This window comes from Secundilactobacillus folii, from assembly GCF_009720675.1.
Classification (GTDB): Bacteria; Bacillota; Bacilli; order Lactobacillales; family Lactobacillaceae; genus Secundilactobacillus; species Secundilactobacillus folii.
In genome coordinates, this window is record NZ_WNJO01000006.1 from 136,751 (window position 1) to 153,628 (window position 16,878).

General features: G+C 46.2%; 16 protein-coding genes. 8 read left to right on the forward strand and 8 right to left on the reverse strand.

Annotated features, from left to right (window positions below; translation table 11 throughout):
• The first annotated feature begins 34 nt into the window (after positions 1 to 34).
• Both GM612_RS06545 and GM612_RS06550 read left to right on the forward strand, forming a co-directional pair.
• Entirely contained in the window at positions 35 to 970 is a 936-nt protein-coding gene (locus GM612_RS06545) for a DMT family transporter (protein ID WP_155431583.1), read from the forward strand.
• Between the two features lie 591 nt (positions 971 to 1,561).
• Positions 1,562 to 2,977 carry an amino acid permease gene (locus GM612_RS06550; protein WP_155431584.1) on the forward strand — a complete coding sequence of 472 codons (1,416 nt, stop codon included), beginning with the start codon at positions 1,562 to 1,564 and terminating at the stop codon, positions 2,975 to 2,977.
• A 75-nt stretch (positions 2,978 to 3,052) separates the two neighbouring features.
• Here GM612_RS06550 and GM612_RS06555 read toward each other — a convergent pair whose 3' ends face one another.
• On the reverse strand, positions 3,053 to 4,192 hold the full coding sequence (locus GM612_RS06555) for an LCP family protein (RefSeq protein WP_155431585.1): 1,140 nt from the start codon (positions 4,190 to 4,192) through the stop codon (positions 3,053 to 3,055).
• A 258-nt stretch (positions 4,193 to 4,450) separates the two neighbouring features.
• On the opposite strand from GM612_RS06555, the gene GM612_RS06560 reads away from it, so the two are divergent.
• Positions 4,451 to 5,845 carry an FAD-binding oxidoreductase gene (locus GM612_RS06560; protein WP_155431586.1) on the forward strand — a complete coding sequence of 465 codons (1,395 nt, stop codon included), beginning with the start codon at positions 4,451 to 4,453 and terminating at the stop codon, positions 5,843 to 5,845.
• A gap of 135 nt (positions 5,846 to 5,980) precedes the next feature.
• Positions 5,981 to 6,802, forward strand: a complete 822-nt coding sequence (nudC, locus tag GM612_RS06565; RefSeq protein ID WP_155431587.1) for an NAD(+) diphosphatase — start codon at positions 5,981 to 5,983, stop codon at positions 6,800 to 6,802.
• Between the two features lie 62 nt (positions 6,803 to 6,864).
• On the opposite strand, the gene GM612_RS06570 is transcribed toward nudC, so the two are convergent.
• The 3 genes from GM612_RS06570 to GM612_RS06580 all read right to left on the reverse strand — a co-directional run bounded on the left by GM612_RS06570 (position 6,865) and on the right by GM612_RS06580 (position 9,362).
• Positions 6,865 to 7,275 carry a peptide deformylase gene (locus GM612_RS06570; RefSeq protein WP_155431588.1) on the reverse strand — a complete coding sequence of 137 codons (411 nt, stop codon included), beginning with the start codon at positions 7,273 to 7,275 and terminating at the stop codon, positions 6,865 to 6,867.
• A gap of 10 nt (positions 7,276 to 7,285) precedes the next feature.
• Positions 7,286 to 8,191 (reverse strand): NAD(P)H-dependent flavin oxidoreductase, encoded by a 906-nt coding sequence (locus tag GM612_RS06575; protein ID WP_155431589.1) that lies wholly within the window; start codon positions 8,189 to 8,191, stop codon positions 7,286 to 7,288.
• A 154-nt stretch (positions 8,192 to 8,345) separates the two neighbouring features.
• A complete protein-coding gene (locus tag GM612_RS06580; protein ID WP_155431590.1) occupies positions 8,346 to 9,362 on the reverse strand; it encodes a ketopantoate reductase family protein in 1,017 nt (338 codons plus the stop codon).
• A gap of 588 nt (positions 9,363 to 9,950) precedes the next feature.
• On the opposite strand from GM612_RS06580, the gene yjeM reads away from it, so the two are divergent.
• Positions 9,951 to 11,435, forward strand: coding sequence for a glutamate/gamma-aminobutyrate family transporter YjeM (yjeM, locus tag GM612_RS06585; protein ID WP_155431591.1), 1,485 nt, complete (start codon positions 9,951 to 9,953; stop codon positions 11,433 to 11,435).
• Positions 11,436 to 11,872: 437 nt separating this feature from the next.
• On the opposite strand, the gene GM612_RS06590 is transcribed toward yjeM, so the two are convergent.
• The 4 genes from GM612_RS06590 to GM612_RS06605 form a co-directional block, all read right to left on the reverse strand.
• Positions 11,873 to 12,490 carry a hydrolase gene (locus tag GM612_RS06590; RefSeq protein ID WP_155431625.1) on the reverse strand — a complete coding sequence of 206 codons (618 nt, stop codon included), beginning with the start codon at positions 12,488 to 12,490 and terminating at the stop codon, positions 11,873 to 11,875.
• Between the two features lie 271 nt (positions 12,491 to 12,761).
• The gene (locus GM612_RS06595) at positions 12,762 to 13,715 is read right to left on the reverse strand and encodes a nucleoside hydrolase (RefSeq protein WP_155431592.1); all 954 of its coding nucleotides are present in this window, start codon (positions 13,713 to 13,715) and stop codon (positions 12,762 to 12,764) included.
• A 209-nt stretch (positions 13,716 to 13,924) separates the two neighbouring features.
• A complete protein-coding gene (locus GM612_RS06600) occupies positions 13,925 to 14,611 on the reverse strand; it encodes a DUF554 domain-containing protein (protein WP_155431593.1) in 687 nt (228 codons plus the stop codon).
• A gap of 90 nt (positions 14,612 to 14,701) precedes the next feature.
• Positions 14,702 to 15,142 carry a MarR family winged helix-turn-helix transcriptional regulator gene (locus GM612_RS06605; protein ID WP_155431594.1) on the reverse strand — a complete coding sequence of 147 codons (441 nt, stop codon included), beginning with the start codon at positions 15,140 to 15,142 and terminating at the stop codon, positions 14,702 to 14,704.
• A 124-nt stretch (positions 15,143 to 15,266) separates the two neighbouring features.
• Here GM612_RS06605 and GM612_RS06610 point away from each other — a divergent pair, with 124 nt between their 5' ends.
• The 3 genes from GM612_RS06610 to GM612_RS06620 all read left to right on the forward strand — a co-directional run bounded on the left by GM612_RS06610 (position 15,267) and on the right by GM612_RS06620 (position 16,751).
• Positions 15,267 to 15,566 (forward strand): DUF2316 family protein, encoded by a 300-nt coding sequence (locus GM612_RS06610; protein WP_155431595.1) that lies wholly within the window; start codon positions 15,267 to 15,269, stop codon positions 15,564 to 15,566.
• Between the two features lie 22 nt (positions 15,567 to 15,588).
• Positions 15,589 to 16,176 carry a hypothetical protein gene (locus GM612_RS12220; RefSeq protein ID WP_173021239.1) on the forward strand — a complete coding sequence of 196 codons (588 nt, stop codon included), beginning with the start codon at positions 15,589 to 15,591 and terminating at the stop codon, positions 16,174 to 16,176.
• A gap of 107 nt (positions 16,177 to 16,283) precedes the next feature.
• Positions 16,284 to 16,751 (forward strand): Dps family protein, encoded by a 468-nt coding sequence (locus GM612_RS06620; RefSeq protein WP_155431596.1) that lies wholly within the window; start codon positions 16,284 to 16,286, stop codon positions 16,749 to 16,751.
• Positions 16,752 to 16,878: the final 127 nt, after the last annotated feature.

A 16,878-nucleotide genomic window follows, 5' to 3' on the forward strand; every position in this document is an offset into this window, starting at 1 on the left:
GACAGATGAATTTTGAAAAATAAGGAGACCTAAAATGACAAATAAGGAACACGTGTCAAGGGGAATCATATTGGCACTTTTGGCTTCTGCAATGTGGGGCGTATCAGGAACGATGTTGCAGTTTATTTCTCAAAACCAAAATATTCCAGCGGCCTGGTTTCTATCCGCCCGAACGTTAGGAGCAGGAGTTTTGCTCCTGTTGCTTGGCGCCATAACTTCACACGGACGGATCTTTGAACTCTTTAAATCATGGCGCCTAATAGGGTGGTTGGTGGCGTATGCTGTTTTGGGTCTGGGTGCTAACCTGCTGACGTTTTACGTTTCCGTTCAAACTGGTAATGCTGCTTCCGCCACTATTCTTCAGTATTTAAGCCCCTTATTTATTGTTTTAGGCAGCCTGATTTTTAAACATGAAACACCTTACCGCAGTGATTTGATTGCCTTTTTGGTGTCTCTACTTGGGGTCTTTTTAGCCATTACGAAGGGTAATCTGTCGTCTTTAGCCATCCCGTTGGACGCTTTGCTGTGGGGAATCGGCTCGGGAATTACGGCTGCTTGCTATGTGACGTTGCCAAGGCCGTTAGTTAAAGCAGGAGTCTCACCCATTTTAATCTTGGGGTGGGGCACCATGCTTTCCGGAATCTTATTTAACCTGCATCAGCCCATCTGGGTCAATACACCAGCCATTACCCCAACGCTAATATATTCAATGGGGACCGTGATTCTGGTGGGGACGATTTTACCGTTTGCATTATTATTGGTCGCAGCCAAATTTGCACCTTCAGACGTGATTAGTATCGTGGATGCTGCGCAGCCAGTGATCACCTTTGCACTAAGCGTTGTGTTTCTTGGTCTGCAACTTAGTTGGGTGGAGGTACTTGGGTCTGGTTTAGTCGTGTTGGCAATTTATCTACTGCAACGAGGGCGAGCATTAGGAGCTAGTGAAGAGGTTTTGGATGAGGCGGGGTAGTAAGGTGTTTTGTGGTGTTCTGCTGTTATGTAGCCAAATCGGGCTCCGAAACGCAGAGACTTGCGCCTAGTGAACTTCCACCACAAATTCAAAACCGGGATTTCTGGTGAAAGTTCACTAGGACTCCAGTCTCTAACCACGTTTCTCCGCACCTTGTCTAATCGGGCTCCACCAGGCAGAGACTTGCACCTATCTAGCTTGCATCACAAATCCAAACCCGGGATTTGCAATGCAAGCTAGATAGGACTCCAGTCTCTAACCGCCTGTTTCCGCACCTTGTTTTTTCATTAAAAAATTGTTATAATATTCTCATAAACAACGAAAGGGGTGCCTTCAATGCTAATGAATCGTTCATGTTCATCTTCACATCGATTTTATTTCTTCTTTAACCAGCCTGGCTATCAACCAGTAAGTTAGAGAAGATGCTATTAGCATGGCACACTCACACTATTGGTCAGACAGCTAGGCGAAACGCTTGGGCTGTCTGGCTGGTTAAAACACCAGCGGACACAGGAGTCCCTGGTGTTTTTTATTTGCCTGACCAATCAGTGTTCACACCAATTGCGTTGAAAACCCTAGGAGGAATTTTTTATGGAGAACACAGTGGTCAATCGGTTAGTAGGTCGACTAACCAAAAAGGAATCACTCGACCGGTACTTGGACAAGGATAGTTTATTGGAAAAGTCCATGGATGCTAAGGATCTGCTGTTATTGGGCGTTGGGACAGTCATTGGTACTGGGATCTTTATCTTACCCGGCACCGTTGCTGCCCTCTATAGCGGCCCTGGCATTGTGCTATCCTTCGTGCTGGCCGCGTTAGTCTGCGCTACCGCCGCCATGTGCTATGCGGAATTTTCATCGGCATTACCAGTTGCTGGTAGTGCATACTCGTACGGCAACATCGTGTTTGGTGAATTTGTCGGCTGGGTTATCGGTTGGGCGCTGATTCTTGAGTACATGCTTTCAGTGGCCGCCGTTTCCACTGGTTGGTCAGCCTATCTGGTCTCATTTTTAAAGGGTCTCGGCATTACCGTGCCCAAAGCAATTACTGGTAGTTTCGATCCGGCTCACGGCACTTATATTAATATTTTTGCGGTTTTGATCGTACTTGCAATCAGTCTATTGCTGACCCAAGGGGTGAAGACTTCAACGCGAATCAACAACATTATTGTGGTCGCCAAAATTGTCATCATCCTGTTATTCGTGGTCGTTGGGTTCTTTTACGTTCGTCCCAGCAATTGGACGCCGTTTGCCCCTTATGGCTCACACGGGATCATGCGGGGCGCGTCGCTGGTATTTTATGCCTACCTTGGTTTCGACTGTGTCTCAGCTTCCGCGGCAGAAGTTAAGAACCCCCGTCGTAACATGCCAATCGGGATCATTGGCACTCTGATCATCTGCACGATTCTTTACATGGCCGTTGCTGGTGTTCTTACAGGGATGGTCTCATACACCAAATTAAACGTGGCGGCACCGGTTTCTTACGCACTGCAATTAGTTAATCAAAACTGGGTCGCTGGGATCATTTCGATTGGCGCTCTAGCTGGCATGTTCACCATGATGCTTTCGATGATCTACAGTTCTTCACGGCTGATTTATTCTATCGGTCGAGATGGATTGTTACCTAAACAGCTAGGTAAAATCAGCATGAAACACCAAGTACCAACCCATAGTCTAGCAGCCGTGACGGTTGTGATCGCCATCATGGGTGGCATGGTGTCGCTGGATCGCCTGACACAGTTGGTGAACATTGGTACCCTAATTGCCTTTACCATGATGTCACTGGGTGTGTTGCCGCTTCGGAAGCGGAATGACATTAAAAATGCGGGGTTCAAGGTCCCATTCTATCCCGTTCTACCCATCGTTTCGGCTGGTCTTTGCATTTGGATGCTGACGCAATTGCCACTGGAAACTTGGATCGTCTCTGGTATCTGGTTTGCACTGGGCGTTATTCTTTACGCTAGTTACGGCGTTTGGCACAGTCAATTGCACAAAGACGCAGCCTAGGGAAATTTTGTATGACCACAAAAAGAAGCGAGAGGCACGCAGTCTGGCGTAAACCTATCGCTTCTTTTTAAATGCTTAATAACCACTATTTACAACTGGTTGCTGACCACCGCTAGGAGCGGTATTGGCGTCGTTGGTACTGGTGTTATTAGATGAATCACTGGTAGAACTAGTGGAATCATATACCGTATAATCCGGATTATTTCCGTTCCAGTCAAAACCGTTAGCGGTGTTTAACTTATTTTCTTTCGTGTTAAAGTTATTCAAACTTTCAGTGGAAAGATTTAGCGCTTTACGAAGTAGGTTGGAAGTCTTTTGTAAGGCTGAAGTTGTCGGAACCTGGAAGGATTGTTCATCAATGTAGGCGCCAACGCCCTTTAAAGTCGACTTCTTAACTTTTTTGACTGAATCCTTGTCGTTTTCTGCTAGGCTGACCATGTTGCTGAAGGAGAGGTTAGTCTTCATGTTATTTGACAATAACGTGAGTAATTTCCGGTACATTGAAACGTTGCCGGACTTAGTGACCTTCTTGACAATTTGCTGAATGACCTGTTGCTGACGCTTCTGTCGGCCGTAATCACCATTTGGGTCTTCGTAGCGCATACGGGCAAATGCCAGTGCCTGTTTGCCGTTAAGGTGTGCGTTACCCTTCTTAAATGACATATGGGTATGCGAATCAGTCCATGAGAAAGGTACTTTGACGTCGATCCCACCAATTTCATTGACCACTTTTTCCAGACCGCCCATGTTGATCGTCACGTAATAATTAATTGGGATGTTCAACAGATTCTCAACGGTTTTCATGGCGGTCGTTGCACCACCAATGGTGTAGGCAGCATTGATCTTCTCAGTATCGTTGGTACCAGCAACCTTCACTAAAGTGTCCCGTGGGATGCTGACCATCGTGGACTTCTTGGTCTTGGGGTTGATCGTCACGACCATCATCGTATCGGTGCGGCCCTTATCGGTTCGCCCTAAGGCACCGGTGTCAGTTCCCATTAATAGGATACTGATCGGTTTGGTACTTGAAATCTCGGTGGTCTTAGCACCTTGAGCAGCTGAGAAGGTTTTATCAATGCTCGATTTAGCGGTGTAGTAAGCGTAGGCAGCACTCGCACCACCCACCGTTAGTAACAGGAAAAAGGTCCAGGCGAGAAAGACTCGCCAGCGAAAACGGCGTCGTGGTTTAAAATGTTTTGGGGTAGGATTTTGCATGTATGGCTCCTTACTGTTTAAAGTTCTTCAGCTTAGTTAACAAATTCTTAGATTAGACGATTTAAGTGATTATGGATAGTAAAAGACAGTTTTCTTAGTAAAATTTAAACATCTATTGGATGCAGATAGGAAACATCTTACCACATGGGTGGCAGATAGCAAGCCGTTCAGCTGTCGCTAATGCGTTATTTTTCCCGTTATGGATAAATTGCCTTATACTAATGTCTGTAAGATTTTAATCAGAGAGGATTTGATACTTTGACAGTTTTTAGTGCTTTCAGTAACAGTCAGATTATTGACTTTTTACGCGCTCAAGTAAACGATGGCCAGGTTTTTACCGAACCAGAAACACTGAAGAAACAGTCATTTAGTGAACGAATGACGAGTGACAGCAGCGGTCTCGCACTGGCGTACATTGAAGCTAAAACAACGGCCGACGTCCAAGGTGTGATGCGGGCAGCCCGAAAGTTTCACATTCCAGTGGTTCCCCAGAATCAGTTTACCAGTACGGTTGTTGGGGCGGATGGTGTTGCCGGCAGTTTTGTGCTGTCAACGAAGCAAATGAATCAAATCAAAGAGATCAGCCGTGCCGACTCTTTAGCTGTCGTTGAACCGGGTGTGATCAATGGTGATCTGGATCAGGCCGCTCGCAAACAGGGCATGTTCTATGCGCCGGATCCGGGCTCCAAGCCAATTTCTGGTATCGGTGGGAACGTCGCCACGAATGCCGGTGGTTTGAGTACGGTTAAGTACGGAGCGACCAAGGATAACGTTTTAGGGCTGAAAGTCGTTTTGGCAGATGGTCGCGAGATCAAACTTGGCGGTCGGACCTTAAAGCAGGCGTTTGGCTATGATTTGACCCAGTTATTTGTCGGTTCGGAGGGTACTTTAGGTATCATCACTGAAGTAACTGTCAAATTGATGCCGATTCCGATCGGGCAACCAACCATGGGGATCGCCTTTTTCGCTGATATGACTAAACTGGCTCAGGCCGTTGCTGAGATTCGGATCTCCGGTGTCTATCCGACTATGCTAGAAGCACTGGATAACGCCACCATTGAAGCTCTGGATGCCTATGAGGGAACCCACTACAGTGACAATAGCGGCGCCATGCTGATCTTTAAAGTGGATAACAGTGTGCCAGAAGTAGTCGATAAGCTGAACGAATTAATGGACAAGCATGGCGCTGTTAATGCAACAGTGACTACCGATCCAGCCGAACAGGAGGGCCTGCAAAAACTCCGTCGCGACATGCTGCCAGCTGTATTTGCCGGTCAAAACCACATTATGGAAGACATGGCGATGCCGTTATCACAATTAGCACCAATGATGGATTACATCCACGAAGTTGGTGAGCAAAAGCACTTGAAGATCTACGTTGCTGGTCATGCTGGCGACGGGAATGTTCACCCAACCATTGTTTGGCCAAAGGAGCAGACCGAAACACCGCAAGCCGTTGTGGAAGCACTACAGTTGATGTTCCATAAGACGTTGGAACTTGGCGGAACCATTTCAGGTGAACACGCTGTCGGCACGCTAAAGAACCAGTGGAATAATGAAGAGCTTGGAGAAAATGTTGACCAAATCCAACACCAGATCAAGGCACTGTTTGATCCGATGGGTCTGTTGAACCCGAAACGCAAGATCAATTAATTAATTCCAGATTGTATTTTAATCGTCATAACCTTAATGAGCCTTAAAAAAACTCAATGTCCTAAAAAATGGGACATTGAGTTTTTGGTCTGTTATGGCGTAAACTATTGAGGTCAGGATATTGGGGGTTAAATTTTGTTACAAGATATTGCGCCAAAAAGGTTGGATAATCGATACCACCCAGATAAGCAACCTCAGGGAACGGATTTGATCATCATCTTTACCAACCATCAAGTTATTTTGAAAAATCGTTCTAGTTTGCCGACTTTCAAAGGAGTTGACACGCACTGGCACTTTAACAAACGCGATTACACGTATCTGCTATCAGTCAGCGGGGTCGGCTTTTTTATGGTCAACGCGGAGGTTTCGCCTTCTGCGACGTATACTTACGTAGACCCAACGTTTCTACTGCGATTAAAGCCGCAGTGGCTGGCCTTTGGCAGTAGCACCGCCACCCAGTTAGCAAACTGGTACGTGTCTAATCAGTTCTGTGGTCGTTGCGGTCACCGAACAGAGCGGTCGATGGCAGAACGGGCGCTGGTTTGTCCAAATTGTCATCGGACAGTTTACCCAACGATCGCACCAGCAATCATCGTGGCGGTAACTAACGGGGATCGCATTCTGCTGACGAAGTCGCTAGTTGGCAACCGCTTCGCACTGATCTCTGGTTACACAGAAATTGGCGAAACGCTAGAGGACACGGTGCACCGAGAAGTATATGAAGAAGTCGGCCTGCGAGTTCACAATCTCCGCTACTATGGCGGTCAGCCCTGGGCCGTGTCGCACTCCCTATTAGTCGGCTACGTTGCCGACCTCGATGAGGCTGTGTCCATCAAATTAGAGCACGATGAGTTAACCAAGGCGCAGTGGTTCGACCGGGATAAGATCCCTCAAGATGGCGTGCCGTTCAGTCTCACGTGGGACATGATCGAAGCGTTTCGCCACCATCAAATTTAACAGTTGACGAAAAAGCAGCCGTTAGTAGACGTTCAAGTAAGTTGTCTGCTAGCGACTGTATTTTATATCAAAATACCGTTTGTGTGATCGACTTCATGTTGAATGATCTGCGCAGTGAAGTCTTTGAAGGTTTGCGTGTGAGAGTTGAAGTCTTGGTCTTGATACTTCACTTCAATTTCTTTATAGCGGGTAGTCGTTTTCTGTCCGTCCAGTGATAAGCAACCCTCCGTAGCCTGGTAGGGGCCACTTTTCTTGATGATCTGCGGGTTGATCATTGGAATTGACATCGGGCCAACTTGAATCGCAATGATACACTTGGCTTTTCCAATCATGTTAGCTGCCAAGCCGACTGCCCGGTCAGCATTTGCCTTTAAGGTATCGACCAGGTCGGTCACGATGACGCTGTCAGCCGGAGTTGCCCGAGTCGCTTTTTTGGCTAATAGATTAACGTTGTGATTGATTTGTTTGATCATGGTTGCTCCTTCATTGACTAAGTTCTTCGAGAATTGTCGGCTCACCCTGTGCTAGGCGGTTTATAATTTGAGCGGCCGGCTCAATTTTTTTGATAGACCCGGCAATTTGACCAGCCATAAAACTGCCATTTGCTACGTCACCTTTAATCGCTCGTTGCAGGGAACCAGTGGCTAATTTTACCTGTTCCGTTGGGGTGGCAGTCAATAATTTTTCGGTCAGTGGCGTTTTGAGACTCCGCACACGGTCGGCACCAGTGCCCGTGACCACGGTACTAGTATCATCAGCTTGCAGGATCAGGCGTTTATAAGTATTAGCTACCGGGGTTTCTGCCGCCACTAAAAAGGCCGTACCCACTTGAACACCGACAGCTCCAAGTGAAAATGCCGCACGAACACTCGCTACTGTACCGATGCCCCCAGCAGCAATCACTGGGAGATCGACAGCAGAGACAACCTGTGGAACTAACGTCATGGTGGTTTCGGTGCCAATATGGCCGCCGGATTCCATGCCTTCTGCCACCACGGCGGATGCGCCAAGGGCGGACATTTTTCGGGCAATCTTGACGTTTGGAATGACCGGAATAACTTTGGTGCCAACGTTTATTAAATCTTGAATAAATGGTTTCGGGTTGCCGGCTCCGGTAAAGACGACAGGAACCGGATCAGCAAGCAAAACGGGCAGTAGGGCACTAATATTTGGCTGTTGCAGCATTAAGTTCACACCAAAAGGTTGCCGGGTGCCAGCTCTGATAGCCTGAATGGCTTCTCGCAAAGTTTCAGGCGTTAACCCGACCGTCGTCAGGACTCCTAAGCCACCGGCATTGCTGACAGCGATCACTAATGGTGGCTGCGAAATACCAGCCATTGATCCTTGGATGATGGGCTTATTGATATGCAATAATTTGGTCAGCTTCAATTGAATCGCCTCCGTTCTGCGGTTAATGTGGTTTGATTACACATCGCATTATAGCAAACAATTGCGGGGGTGGGGGAGTTAGATTGACAGAAAAAAGCGATACTTTTCAATCCCCCGATGAAAAGTATCGCTATTTCTATAGTTCTATATTTCCCTATCTCCCTGCTGCCTGCTGTTCTTCAACGACAGTCTTCGGAGCGGCTTCTTCTTCCCTCTTCCGCTTGAGTTCACGCTGTTTGCCACGTTCTGCCAAATGCACTTCGTGGGTCAAAAAGGCATGGGTTTTAGCAAAGTAGTTGTGCTTCATGCCTAGCTTAACCAGGTAGCCATTGATGTAATCAACTTCGGTTGGTCGGTAGTTGTGCATATCCTGATACATTGAAGGGTAGTGGAGTGGGTTAGCTACTTTTGATACGTAGTTAACGCTATCCAGTTCCTCTTTACGGGTAGTGAGCATTTGAACGCCATCCCGTTCACACACGTCGTAAGCTTCGTCAATCAACTGGCGGCTCATTTCGTCGGCACCTTCGTAATCGGCATACTCACCCATCGTCATTTCAAACATTGTGCAAAGGGTGTTGACAACGGAGTTAAAGACCACTTTAGCCATCAAAGTCCCGCGGAAATTAGTCGTTAGATTTGGATTGAACTGGGCTTTTTCAAGCTGTTCAACGAGTTTGTGAGTGAAATCATCCGGCTTTTCGGTATAGTTAGCGAGGTTCATTGTACCAGCGCCACGCTTGCCGATAAAGTCAACGTCACCGGGGCCGTTTAGAACGGTGGCAACTAGTGCTGTCCCAGCAACTACTTTGTCTGGCTTAAAGTATTTTAGCAGTTTTTCAACGTGACCCATGCCGTTCATGCAGGTGAATGCATACTGGTTGGGCTTAAAGAAGTGTTCACAACGCTTTAGCATGTCGCTCAACTGCATCTGCTTAAGGAAGAAGACGTAGCAATCGGGATTACCATCATATTCTTCTGGATAGTAGACCTTCAATGGCACAAGATGCTTATCTTCATGATCACGTGAAACGTAGACGCCACCTTGTTCGCGCATCTTTTCAACGTGTGGCTTCCAGCCGTCGACAAAATCAACTTCGTTTCCTGCATCCTGCAAAAGGACACCATAACGTAGACCCATGGCACCTGAACCAACAACTGTAAACTTCATATGTATTACCCCTTTATAAATTACTTTGATAGCAAAAAAAGCCCTTCAAGCCATCTCTGACTTAAAGGGCACGTGTGCTTTACCACCTTTATGTTTTTCATTCGTCACCAAATGAAACTTATGATCTGCTAACACAGACCCAGGTTGATAACGAAGGATGACTCCGCTTTTGATTACTAGTTGCCGTTCACCAAAAGTGCTAAGAGGTGATGTACCGATACGATTGTCCGCTTCCACCATTTCGAACTCGCTGAGGGTGTACCAGTGTGGTCCTCTTTCACGCAATTGCTTATCAAGTTGTCATCATAATAGCACAAATCTGAGATGTGTCAAATACATTTTTAATGTTTTTCTCATTTTATTTTAGAAAATGATATACAAGAGGTTGTATAGTTTGCGGTATGAAGAATGATTAATATGCATTTTATAATAACCTTTTAAATTCCTAAATAACCCGTTTACATAAATGTTAAAGCAATAAGATTATTAATCCTCTTTCATAAATATTGAATACTTATACAATTAAAGCTACAGTTGAGTATGGAGTATTCATAATTGCAATTATTTTTGGGTAGATGAGGTTAGAGTATGGAAACCAAGAAAAGAATCACCTTAGTTAATTTAGTTTTAATGACGTTTACCACCATCTACGGGTTTGCCAATACCACGGTGGCCTACGACCAGATGGGGTACGCCAGCATTATCTGGTACATCTTAGCCGCGCTATTATTTCTGTTGCCAAGTTCGTTGATGTTTGCTGAATACGGGTCGGCATTCAAGGAGGCTCACGGCGGCATCTATTCGTGGATGGCAGGTTCGATCGGTGAACGGATGGCGTTTATCGGGACCTTCATTTGGCTATCTTCGTGGATCATCTGGATGGTGTCCACAGCTTCCAAGGTATGGATCCCACTAGCTACTCTGATTTCTGGGCATGACTCAACGCCCCAGTGGCACCTTTTGGGACTAGGGTCGACCCAACTGATTGGTTTACTGGGGATTCTCTGGATCTTAGCGATCACTTGGTTTGACGTTCACGGTATCGATGCCATCGCGCGTATTTCTTCAGTCGGTGGGGTCTTTGTGAGCTTACTGACCGTTATTTTTGTGATTGCTAGTTTTGGTGTGCTGTTTGCGAACGGCGGCCATTTGGCAGAGTCAGTTCATGGCTTGAGCAGTTTTGTAAATTCACCGAACACGGCGTTTCAATCGCCAATTGCCTTCATCTCGTTTGTGGTTTACGCCGTCTTTGCGTATGCCGGTGCTGAGTCACTCGGTGGGGTGACGGATAGCATGGAAAAGCCGGAAAAAACTTTTCCGCGGGGTCTAATCATTTCAACCGTGATCATCACAATTGCCTATTCTCTTTCAATCTTTCTATGGGGGATCAGTACGAACTGGCACCAAGTGTTAGGTGGCAACAACGTTAACCTTGGTAACATTACTTATGTACTGATGAATAATTTGGGCGTTGTGTTGGGACAAAGCCTGAATTTGTCAGCTGGGACGGCTTCACTGCTCGGCTCCTTATTTGCGCGGTTTGCCGGTTTGAGTATGTTTGTGGCGTATCTAGGATCGTTTTTCGTGCTTGTTTACTCGCCATTGAAGTCGTTCATTCTCGGCTCCAACCCGAAGTTCTGGCCAGCACGGATGACTAAGCTTAATAAACACGACATGCCATCGCTTGCGATGTGGACGCAGGCCGTCATTGTAGCAGTAATGATTTTCCTCGTGGCCTTTGGTGGTAGTACTGCTTCGAAATTCTACACGATTTTAACCGATATGGGCAATGTATCAACGTCGTTTCCGTACCTGTTCCTGATTGGTGCCTTTCCGTTCTTTAAGAAGCGTCAGGATCTGGAGCGTCCATTTGAGATCTACACGAATAAGTTCTGGACTAACCTGGTGGTCGCAATCGTCTTGATCGTGATTGCTGGTGGGATCATCTTTACGGCGGTATATCCAATCATGACCCATGATTACTACACTGCCTTCTGGACGATCATTGGACCAGTCTTCTTCGGCGCCATTGCCTGGGCATTTTTGGCTGTTCGAACACGTAAAATGGGGTAATGAATTATTTTAGGAGCCACCCTCCAGCGAATGGAAGGTGGCTCCTTTTGTAGTTGTGTTAGTTATGGCTGTTATTTTGATTGTTTCGGTTATCTTGATAAATGCAGTGGTATTTACGATTGTTCTGTAGCTAAAAGGTGGGATACAAGGCGGGAACTTGTACAGCACTCCGGGTACGTAGTCTAAATGAGCTCCGCAAGGCAAGGCCCTATGTGGAAGTCAACTCTGACACAAATCCAAGCCCGGGTTTCCCACAGAGTCGCCTTCCACGCCGGTCCTTAAGCGCCTTGCTCCGCACTCTGGTTGAAACGTGCTGCACCAGGCAAGGACTTGCGCCTAAGTCCACTCTGACATAATTCACGGCAAAGCCCGCCGCAAATTCTGTCAGAGTCGCCTTACGCTCCAGTCCTTAACCGCCTTGCTCCGCACTCTATTTTTTACAACTCCAAAAATTTTCCCATGTCACTTAAACTCTTAAAGAATCCTGGCACCGTTTCCGTTCGGTTCCAATCCCTTTGCAATTCACACGCCAGTTGCGCAAATGACGTTGGATGTGCCCCCGCTTGTTCCACTCGCCTTAACGCCGCTTCATGCGCGTCCACACTGGTTCCCCCAACCGCATCGACCACGGGATAGACATCGAAACCCTCCGCCATTGCATCCAGTGCTGGGAACGTCAAGCAGGCTTCCGTCCACAGCGCCGCCATAATAATATTATGCCGGTTCGTCGATTTGACCGCTTCGTTGAAATTCTTGTCTTCCCAAGCATTGATCGTTGTTCGGTCATAGGAAGGAATGTCTCCTAGAACATCCTTCAACTCCTTGATCGTATCCGTGTTACGCCCCGTTGCTACATTGACCGTCGATAACACTATTGGTATGTGGTACACCTGCATCAATTTGGCTGTTGCCACAATGTTTTGAACGAGTTGGAAACGGTTCATTGATTCAATGGACTGAATCTGAACCGGTTGGTAGTCAATCACGACAAAGACACTGTTACCAGGTGCTAAGAGACGGTCAGTTTTTGGATCACGCGGTGCATAGCTTGTCATTTCCATCATTCCTTTCCTCCAAGTTAGGCACATTATAGCTAGTGTTAATCTGGAATGAAAGCGCTTTGACTTATATGTGACAGTCGGCCAGTTGATGTCGTATTTTGATAAAATCGGAAGCCGTGACTTATAAATTCAGTCATTATTCTAGAACTAAGTCGGTGTGGCTAATGGCCAATCTGCATTTTTAAAAAGATTAAAAAAGTATCACCCTAAATGACTGACTGCTTGCCGTCAAATACAGGGTGATACTTTTGCTCAAATGTTTTGATTACTTTGTTTCGGTTTCAAAGTTAGATGTTGCCTGCATGGCCAGTTCATCGATCTGCTTAAAGAAAGCGTTGCCCTTGACGCCCGTGACCAAAGTGATGGGGCGGCCGTCCTCGGTTAGGTACGTTCGACCAGCGCCGGGACCCTGGGTCAAGACATCACTGTGTACGAGTTTTGAGGTCACCAGTTCCGGATACCGGCTGACCATGGTGGTGAGCACATCCCACAAGTAATAAGTGGAATTGGCTTCAAATGAGTGGACCAGCGAGTAACCTTGGCCAATGAGATCGAAGGCGGGGTAGTGTCTTAAGCTAGCCCAGTGCTGTCTGAGCTCAGGAGTCAGGGGAACTTGGTCGGTGCTTTCCAGCCCCACCATCACGATGTCAATCGTGCTGTCCCAGACGGTTTTAACCGCCTCAGGATCCCAGTAGGCATTCCATTCGACCGTGCCGTCCTGTTCGGGTTCAGCAACGTTGCCCTGATTATTCATGGTGCCACCCATCCAGTATAATCGTTCGATTCGATCAGCTAACTTGGGTTCTAACTCGAGCGCTCTTGCGAGATCCGTCAAAGGGCCAGTCATGACTAGTGTCACGGGTCCATCAGCGGATTGAACCTTATTCAACAGGTCCAGATGAGCCGGTTCATCAGCCTCTGGTGTCCTTGGTGCACCATGTTCATTGAGAATCGGAAAATCATCAAATGAAAATGCACTGAGCCGCCACTCCTTTGGAAACTGGTGAACGGGACGAGAATCTGACTTAGCGACCGCCAAACTTTTCTGCTTGCCAAACAAATCGATTATTTTCCGTGATGCTGACACGGCTGGTTCAACGTAGGAATCCGCACCAACAGCACCGACACCCAACAAATGGACATTCGGCATCTGTAACAGCAGTAAAAGGGACACTAGATCATCAACATTGCCATCGTGATTGAAGTAAACATTTCTCATGACTAACCTCCGATTGTTTAGTGACTTAATTATAGCAAGAGTTCGTAAGTAAAGCTCGTTTTTCTGAGTCAGAATTATTATTTTAAAAAATAACGTTAAAAGACGAACTAAAACTGCGGTCAACGCTAAATATCGTGATTGCCATTTTATAGTTTTCAGTCTCTAGGACAAAGCTTTTGTTCATCATCAAAGTTGATTTAAAACAGGCATTATCTAAAAATCGCGTACAGCAAAATTGGTAGAAATGGTGCCAACAGTAAGTTAGCAACTTTGATGTTGGTTAGTTTCAACATGTTCAGCCCGATAATTAAAATCAGTAACGAGCCCACACAGGTCATTTCGTTGATGACAGCATGGGTGAAAAGTGGCGCAACCCATTTGGCTAATAACGTTAAAACCGATTCATATGCCACCACGGAAAACGAAGAAAAGACCACACCCAAGCCAAGCGTCGTTGCTAAGATCAAAACGAAGATCCCATCAATCATGGACTTGGTGTAGAGCACTTGATTGTTGCCAGCCATGCCACTTTGAAGCGATCCAACAATCGCCATCGCCCCCACGCAAATGAATAGGGAACCAGTCACAAAACCTTCTGAAAAGGAATTATCACTGCTCATTTTAAAAAGCCCCTGCAGCCAATCGCCTAACTTATTAAATTGATGATCAAAATCGATCAGTTCCCCAATGATGGCCGCAATGACCATGGAGAGCACCACAAAAATGGTATTATTGCCCTTCAGGGAACCACTGATGCCAACGTATACCACGCAGATGCCCAAAGCTTGGACAATCAATGTCTTCACCCGTTCGGAGATGCCTTGTTTAAATGCCAAACCGACGCCACCGCCAAATGCAACTGCCAATCCGTTTGCTAAAGCGCCAAATAAAATCATATGTAGGACCACCCAACATTAAAGAATAATTAATATGTACATCTTTTTATCATATATGTTATCCAGTTTAGATGCAACGTCAAGTGGTATTTAATCATCATTTGACTTAGAAAGTTCAGCGTGGATCTTTTTTAAGGTGGCTAATAGGGTTGCCTGTTCGCTCTTAGTCAAAGGCGTCGTGGCACGCTTTTCTAAGTTGGTAAAAACGGATCGAACTTTAACGATCAGAGCCTGACCATCTGGCAGCAAAAAGAGCTGTTTTTGACGTCCGTTTCCGGGTTGCAGCCGCCGCGTAATTAATTGACGGCCTTCTAATACCTTTAAAATATTAGTCGTGCTGGCATCCTGTTTACCAAGTTGTTTTGCGAGGTCTTGCTGATGGGCACCTGGATTTTGATCAATAAAGTTCAGGGCTCTAGCCTGCATAACGTTCAGACCAACCTGCTTAAGCTGTTCTTGGATATAGTGCTGTTCATCTTGATCAACTAGAAATAGGTATTCAACAACTTGATTGTCTTGACCAAAATTCATGTTTTCTGATGCTCCTTAAATTTCGTTTTTCTTTAGTTTAATTAACAAGTTAAGCCTTGACAAGTCCTAATTTATAGCATATGGTGTCTGTTGTAATTACAACAGAGCTGTTGGAGGTGTAGAAATGTCATTAACTATCGAACAAGAAGACGCAACTCGCCATGAATTGGCGGAAAATTTAACCCGCAGCGGTCTTACGATCAACGATTTAGCACAGGCTTTGAAGACAACGCCAGCCATCATTTCAGCGACCATGGATCTAGATGCCAGACACATTGAAGATCCCTGGATCATTGCCACTTATTTGCAAACTTATATGCAGGCTCACCATCAAGATGCGGTACCGTACACAGCTTTAAAGGGTGATTATCATCACTACTGGTTCTTGAATGCCAAGCGGATCGAACGCGGGGTCATTAAATAATTGAAATACAGGAGGCTTTATCATGTCAGATATTGAAACGATCAGTCAGTTAGTTGTTTGGGAACGGCAGGCACGGGTGCGTCATTTAGATCAAGCATTGATGGCCTGTTACTGGGACGACGCCACAGTGACCACCAGTTGGTCGACCGGGTTAGCTAAGGATACGTTTGTTGGTAAAAGTCCCGTTGATTTTGATTTTAGCCTGCCCTTAGTGGGGCGTTTAGGGACGCCAGTGGTTCATTTGAATGGGTCGAGGGCATACGTGGAGTTGCCTTCTGATACTAAACACTGGCTCTATTTGGATGATAATGAAGCGATTGTTGAATCCTATATGCGTTTGATTTACCGCGTTGAAAAACGGGGCGACACTTGGAAAATCAGCGATATGACTGGTATTAATGAAGCGGACACGTTGACACCAGCGGTTCCCGGGACTGACCTGCACGTTGACCCGACAGATTTGAAAGGTCTTAGAGCCTCTTACCGTTTTCTAGCTTATACAAGGATCAAAGCCGGTGGCAAAATCGGCAATGACGGGATTGGTACGGATCGGCCGGAAACTGTGAAACCAATCTATGATAAAGCTGAGGCTTGGATTCAGAAAGGCTAAGCAATTGACGGCTACATTTACTTGTCGTTTTACACCATCAAGCTGCGGGGATTTGTTATAATTTAACTTAGTAAATGTCGTTTGAGCTTTGACTTGGAGGGACCGCGATGACACAGTATCCGAAAACAAATGAACAACTCAATCAACTGATTGCCGATTTAAGCCAGCTGCACACTAACATTCAACAGACTCACTGGTATTTGCGGGGGTCGAACTTTTTCAAACTGCACCCCTTAATGGATGATTACAACGAGATTTTCGACAAGCAACTTGATGCCATCGCTGAGCGGCTAATTTCGATCGGCGGCAGTCCAATTTCCACAACCCACGAGTTTATTGAGACAACGGGTCTGCCAGATGAAAAGGTTCGTTTTGACCAATTGACTCAAGACCAGTACATGGACCGGCTGGCGACACAGTTAAAGTACCTTCGCGACCAGTATCAAAAAGGAATTGAAATGACGGATGAAGAACGGGACTTTTCCACGCAGGATATGCTGATTGAGCACCATACGGAAGTTGAAAAATTGATTTGGATGGTTTCGGCCTACCTTGGTGAAGGCCCAGAAAGTTAAGCTTTGAAATTAAAAAAGTTTAAGTGGGGCAAAACTCGGTTAGAGCCCAGAATATAAGTACAGAGCGCCGTGGATTCCTAGTTCTGGAATCTGCGGCGCTCTGTACTTATATGACCGGGCTCTGAGT

What these genes read in the sequence shown, in the direction of transcription:
- GM612_RS06605 (WP_155431594.1), bottom strand. Translation starts at nt 15,142, where the DNA reads ATGAATTTTGGTCAAGACAATCAAGTTGTTGAATACCTATTTCTAGTT.
- GM612_RS06555 (WP_155431585.1), bottom strand. Translation starts at nt 4,192, where the DNA reads ATGCAAAATCCTACCCCAAAACATTTTAAACCACGACGCCGTTTTCGC.
- yjeM (WP_155431591.1), top strand. Translation starts at nt 9,951, where the DNA reads ATGGAAACCAAGAAAAGAATCACCTTAGTTAATTTAGTTTTAATGACG.
- GM612_RS06545 (WP_155431583.1), top strand. Translation starts at nt 35, where the DNA reads ATGACAAATAAGGAACACGTGTCAAGGGGAATCATATTGGCACTTTTG.
- GM612_RS06590 (WP_155431625.1), bottom strand. Translation starts at nt 12,490, where the DNA reads ATGACAAGCTATGCACCGCGTGATCCAAAAACTGACCGTCTCTTAGCA.
- GM612_RS06550 (WP_155431584.1), top strand. Translation starts at nt 1,562, where the DNA reads ATGGAGAACACAGTGGTCAATCGGTTAGTAGGTCGACTAACCAAAAAG.
- GM612_RS06610 (WP_155431595.1), top strand. Translation starts at nt 15,267, where the DNA reads ATGTCATTAACTATCGAACAAGAAGACGCAACTCGCCATGAATTGGCG.
- GM612_RS12220 (WP_173021239.1), top strand. Translation starts at nt 15,589, where the DNA reads ATGTCAGATATTGAAACGATCAGTCAGTTAGTTGTTTGGGAACGGCAG.
- GM612_RS06595 (WP_155431592.1), bottom strand. Translation starts at nt 13,715, where the DNA reads ATGAGAAATGTTTACTTCAATCACGATGGCAATGTTGATGATCTAGTG.
- GM612_RS06600 (WP_155431593.1), bottom strand. Translation starts at nt 14,611, where the DNA reads ATGATTTTATTTGGCGCTTTAGCAAACGGATTGGCAGTTGCATTTGGC.
- GM612_RS06570 (WP_155431588.1), bottom strand. Translation starts at nt 7,275, where the DNA reads ATGATCAAACAAATCAATCACAACGTTAATCTATTAGCCAAAAAAGCG.
- GM612_RS06580 (WP_155431590.1), bottom strand. Translation starts at nt 9,362, where the DNA reads ATGAAGTTTACAGTTGTTGGTTCAGGTGCCATGGGTCTACGTTATGGT.
- GM612_RS06620 (WP_155431596.1), top strand. Translation starts at nt 16,284, where the DNA reads ATGACACAGTATCCGAAAACAAATGAACAACTCAATCAACTGATTGCC.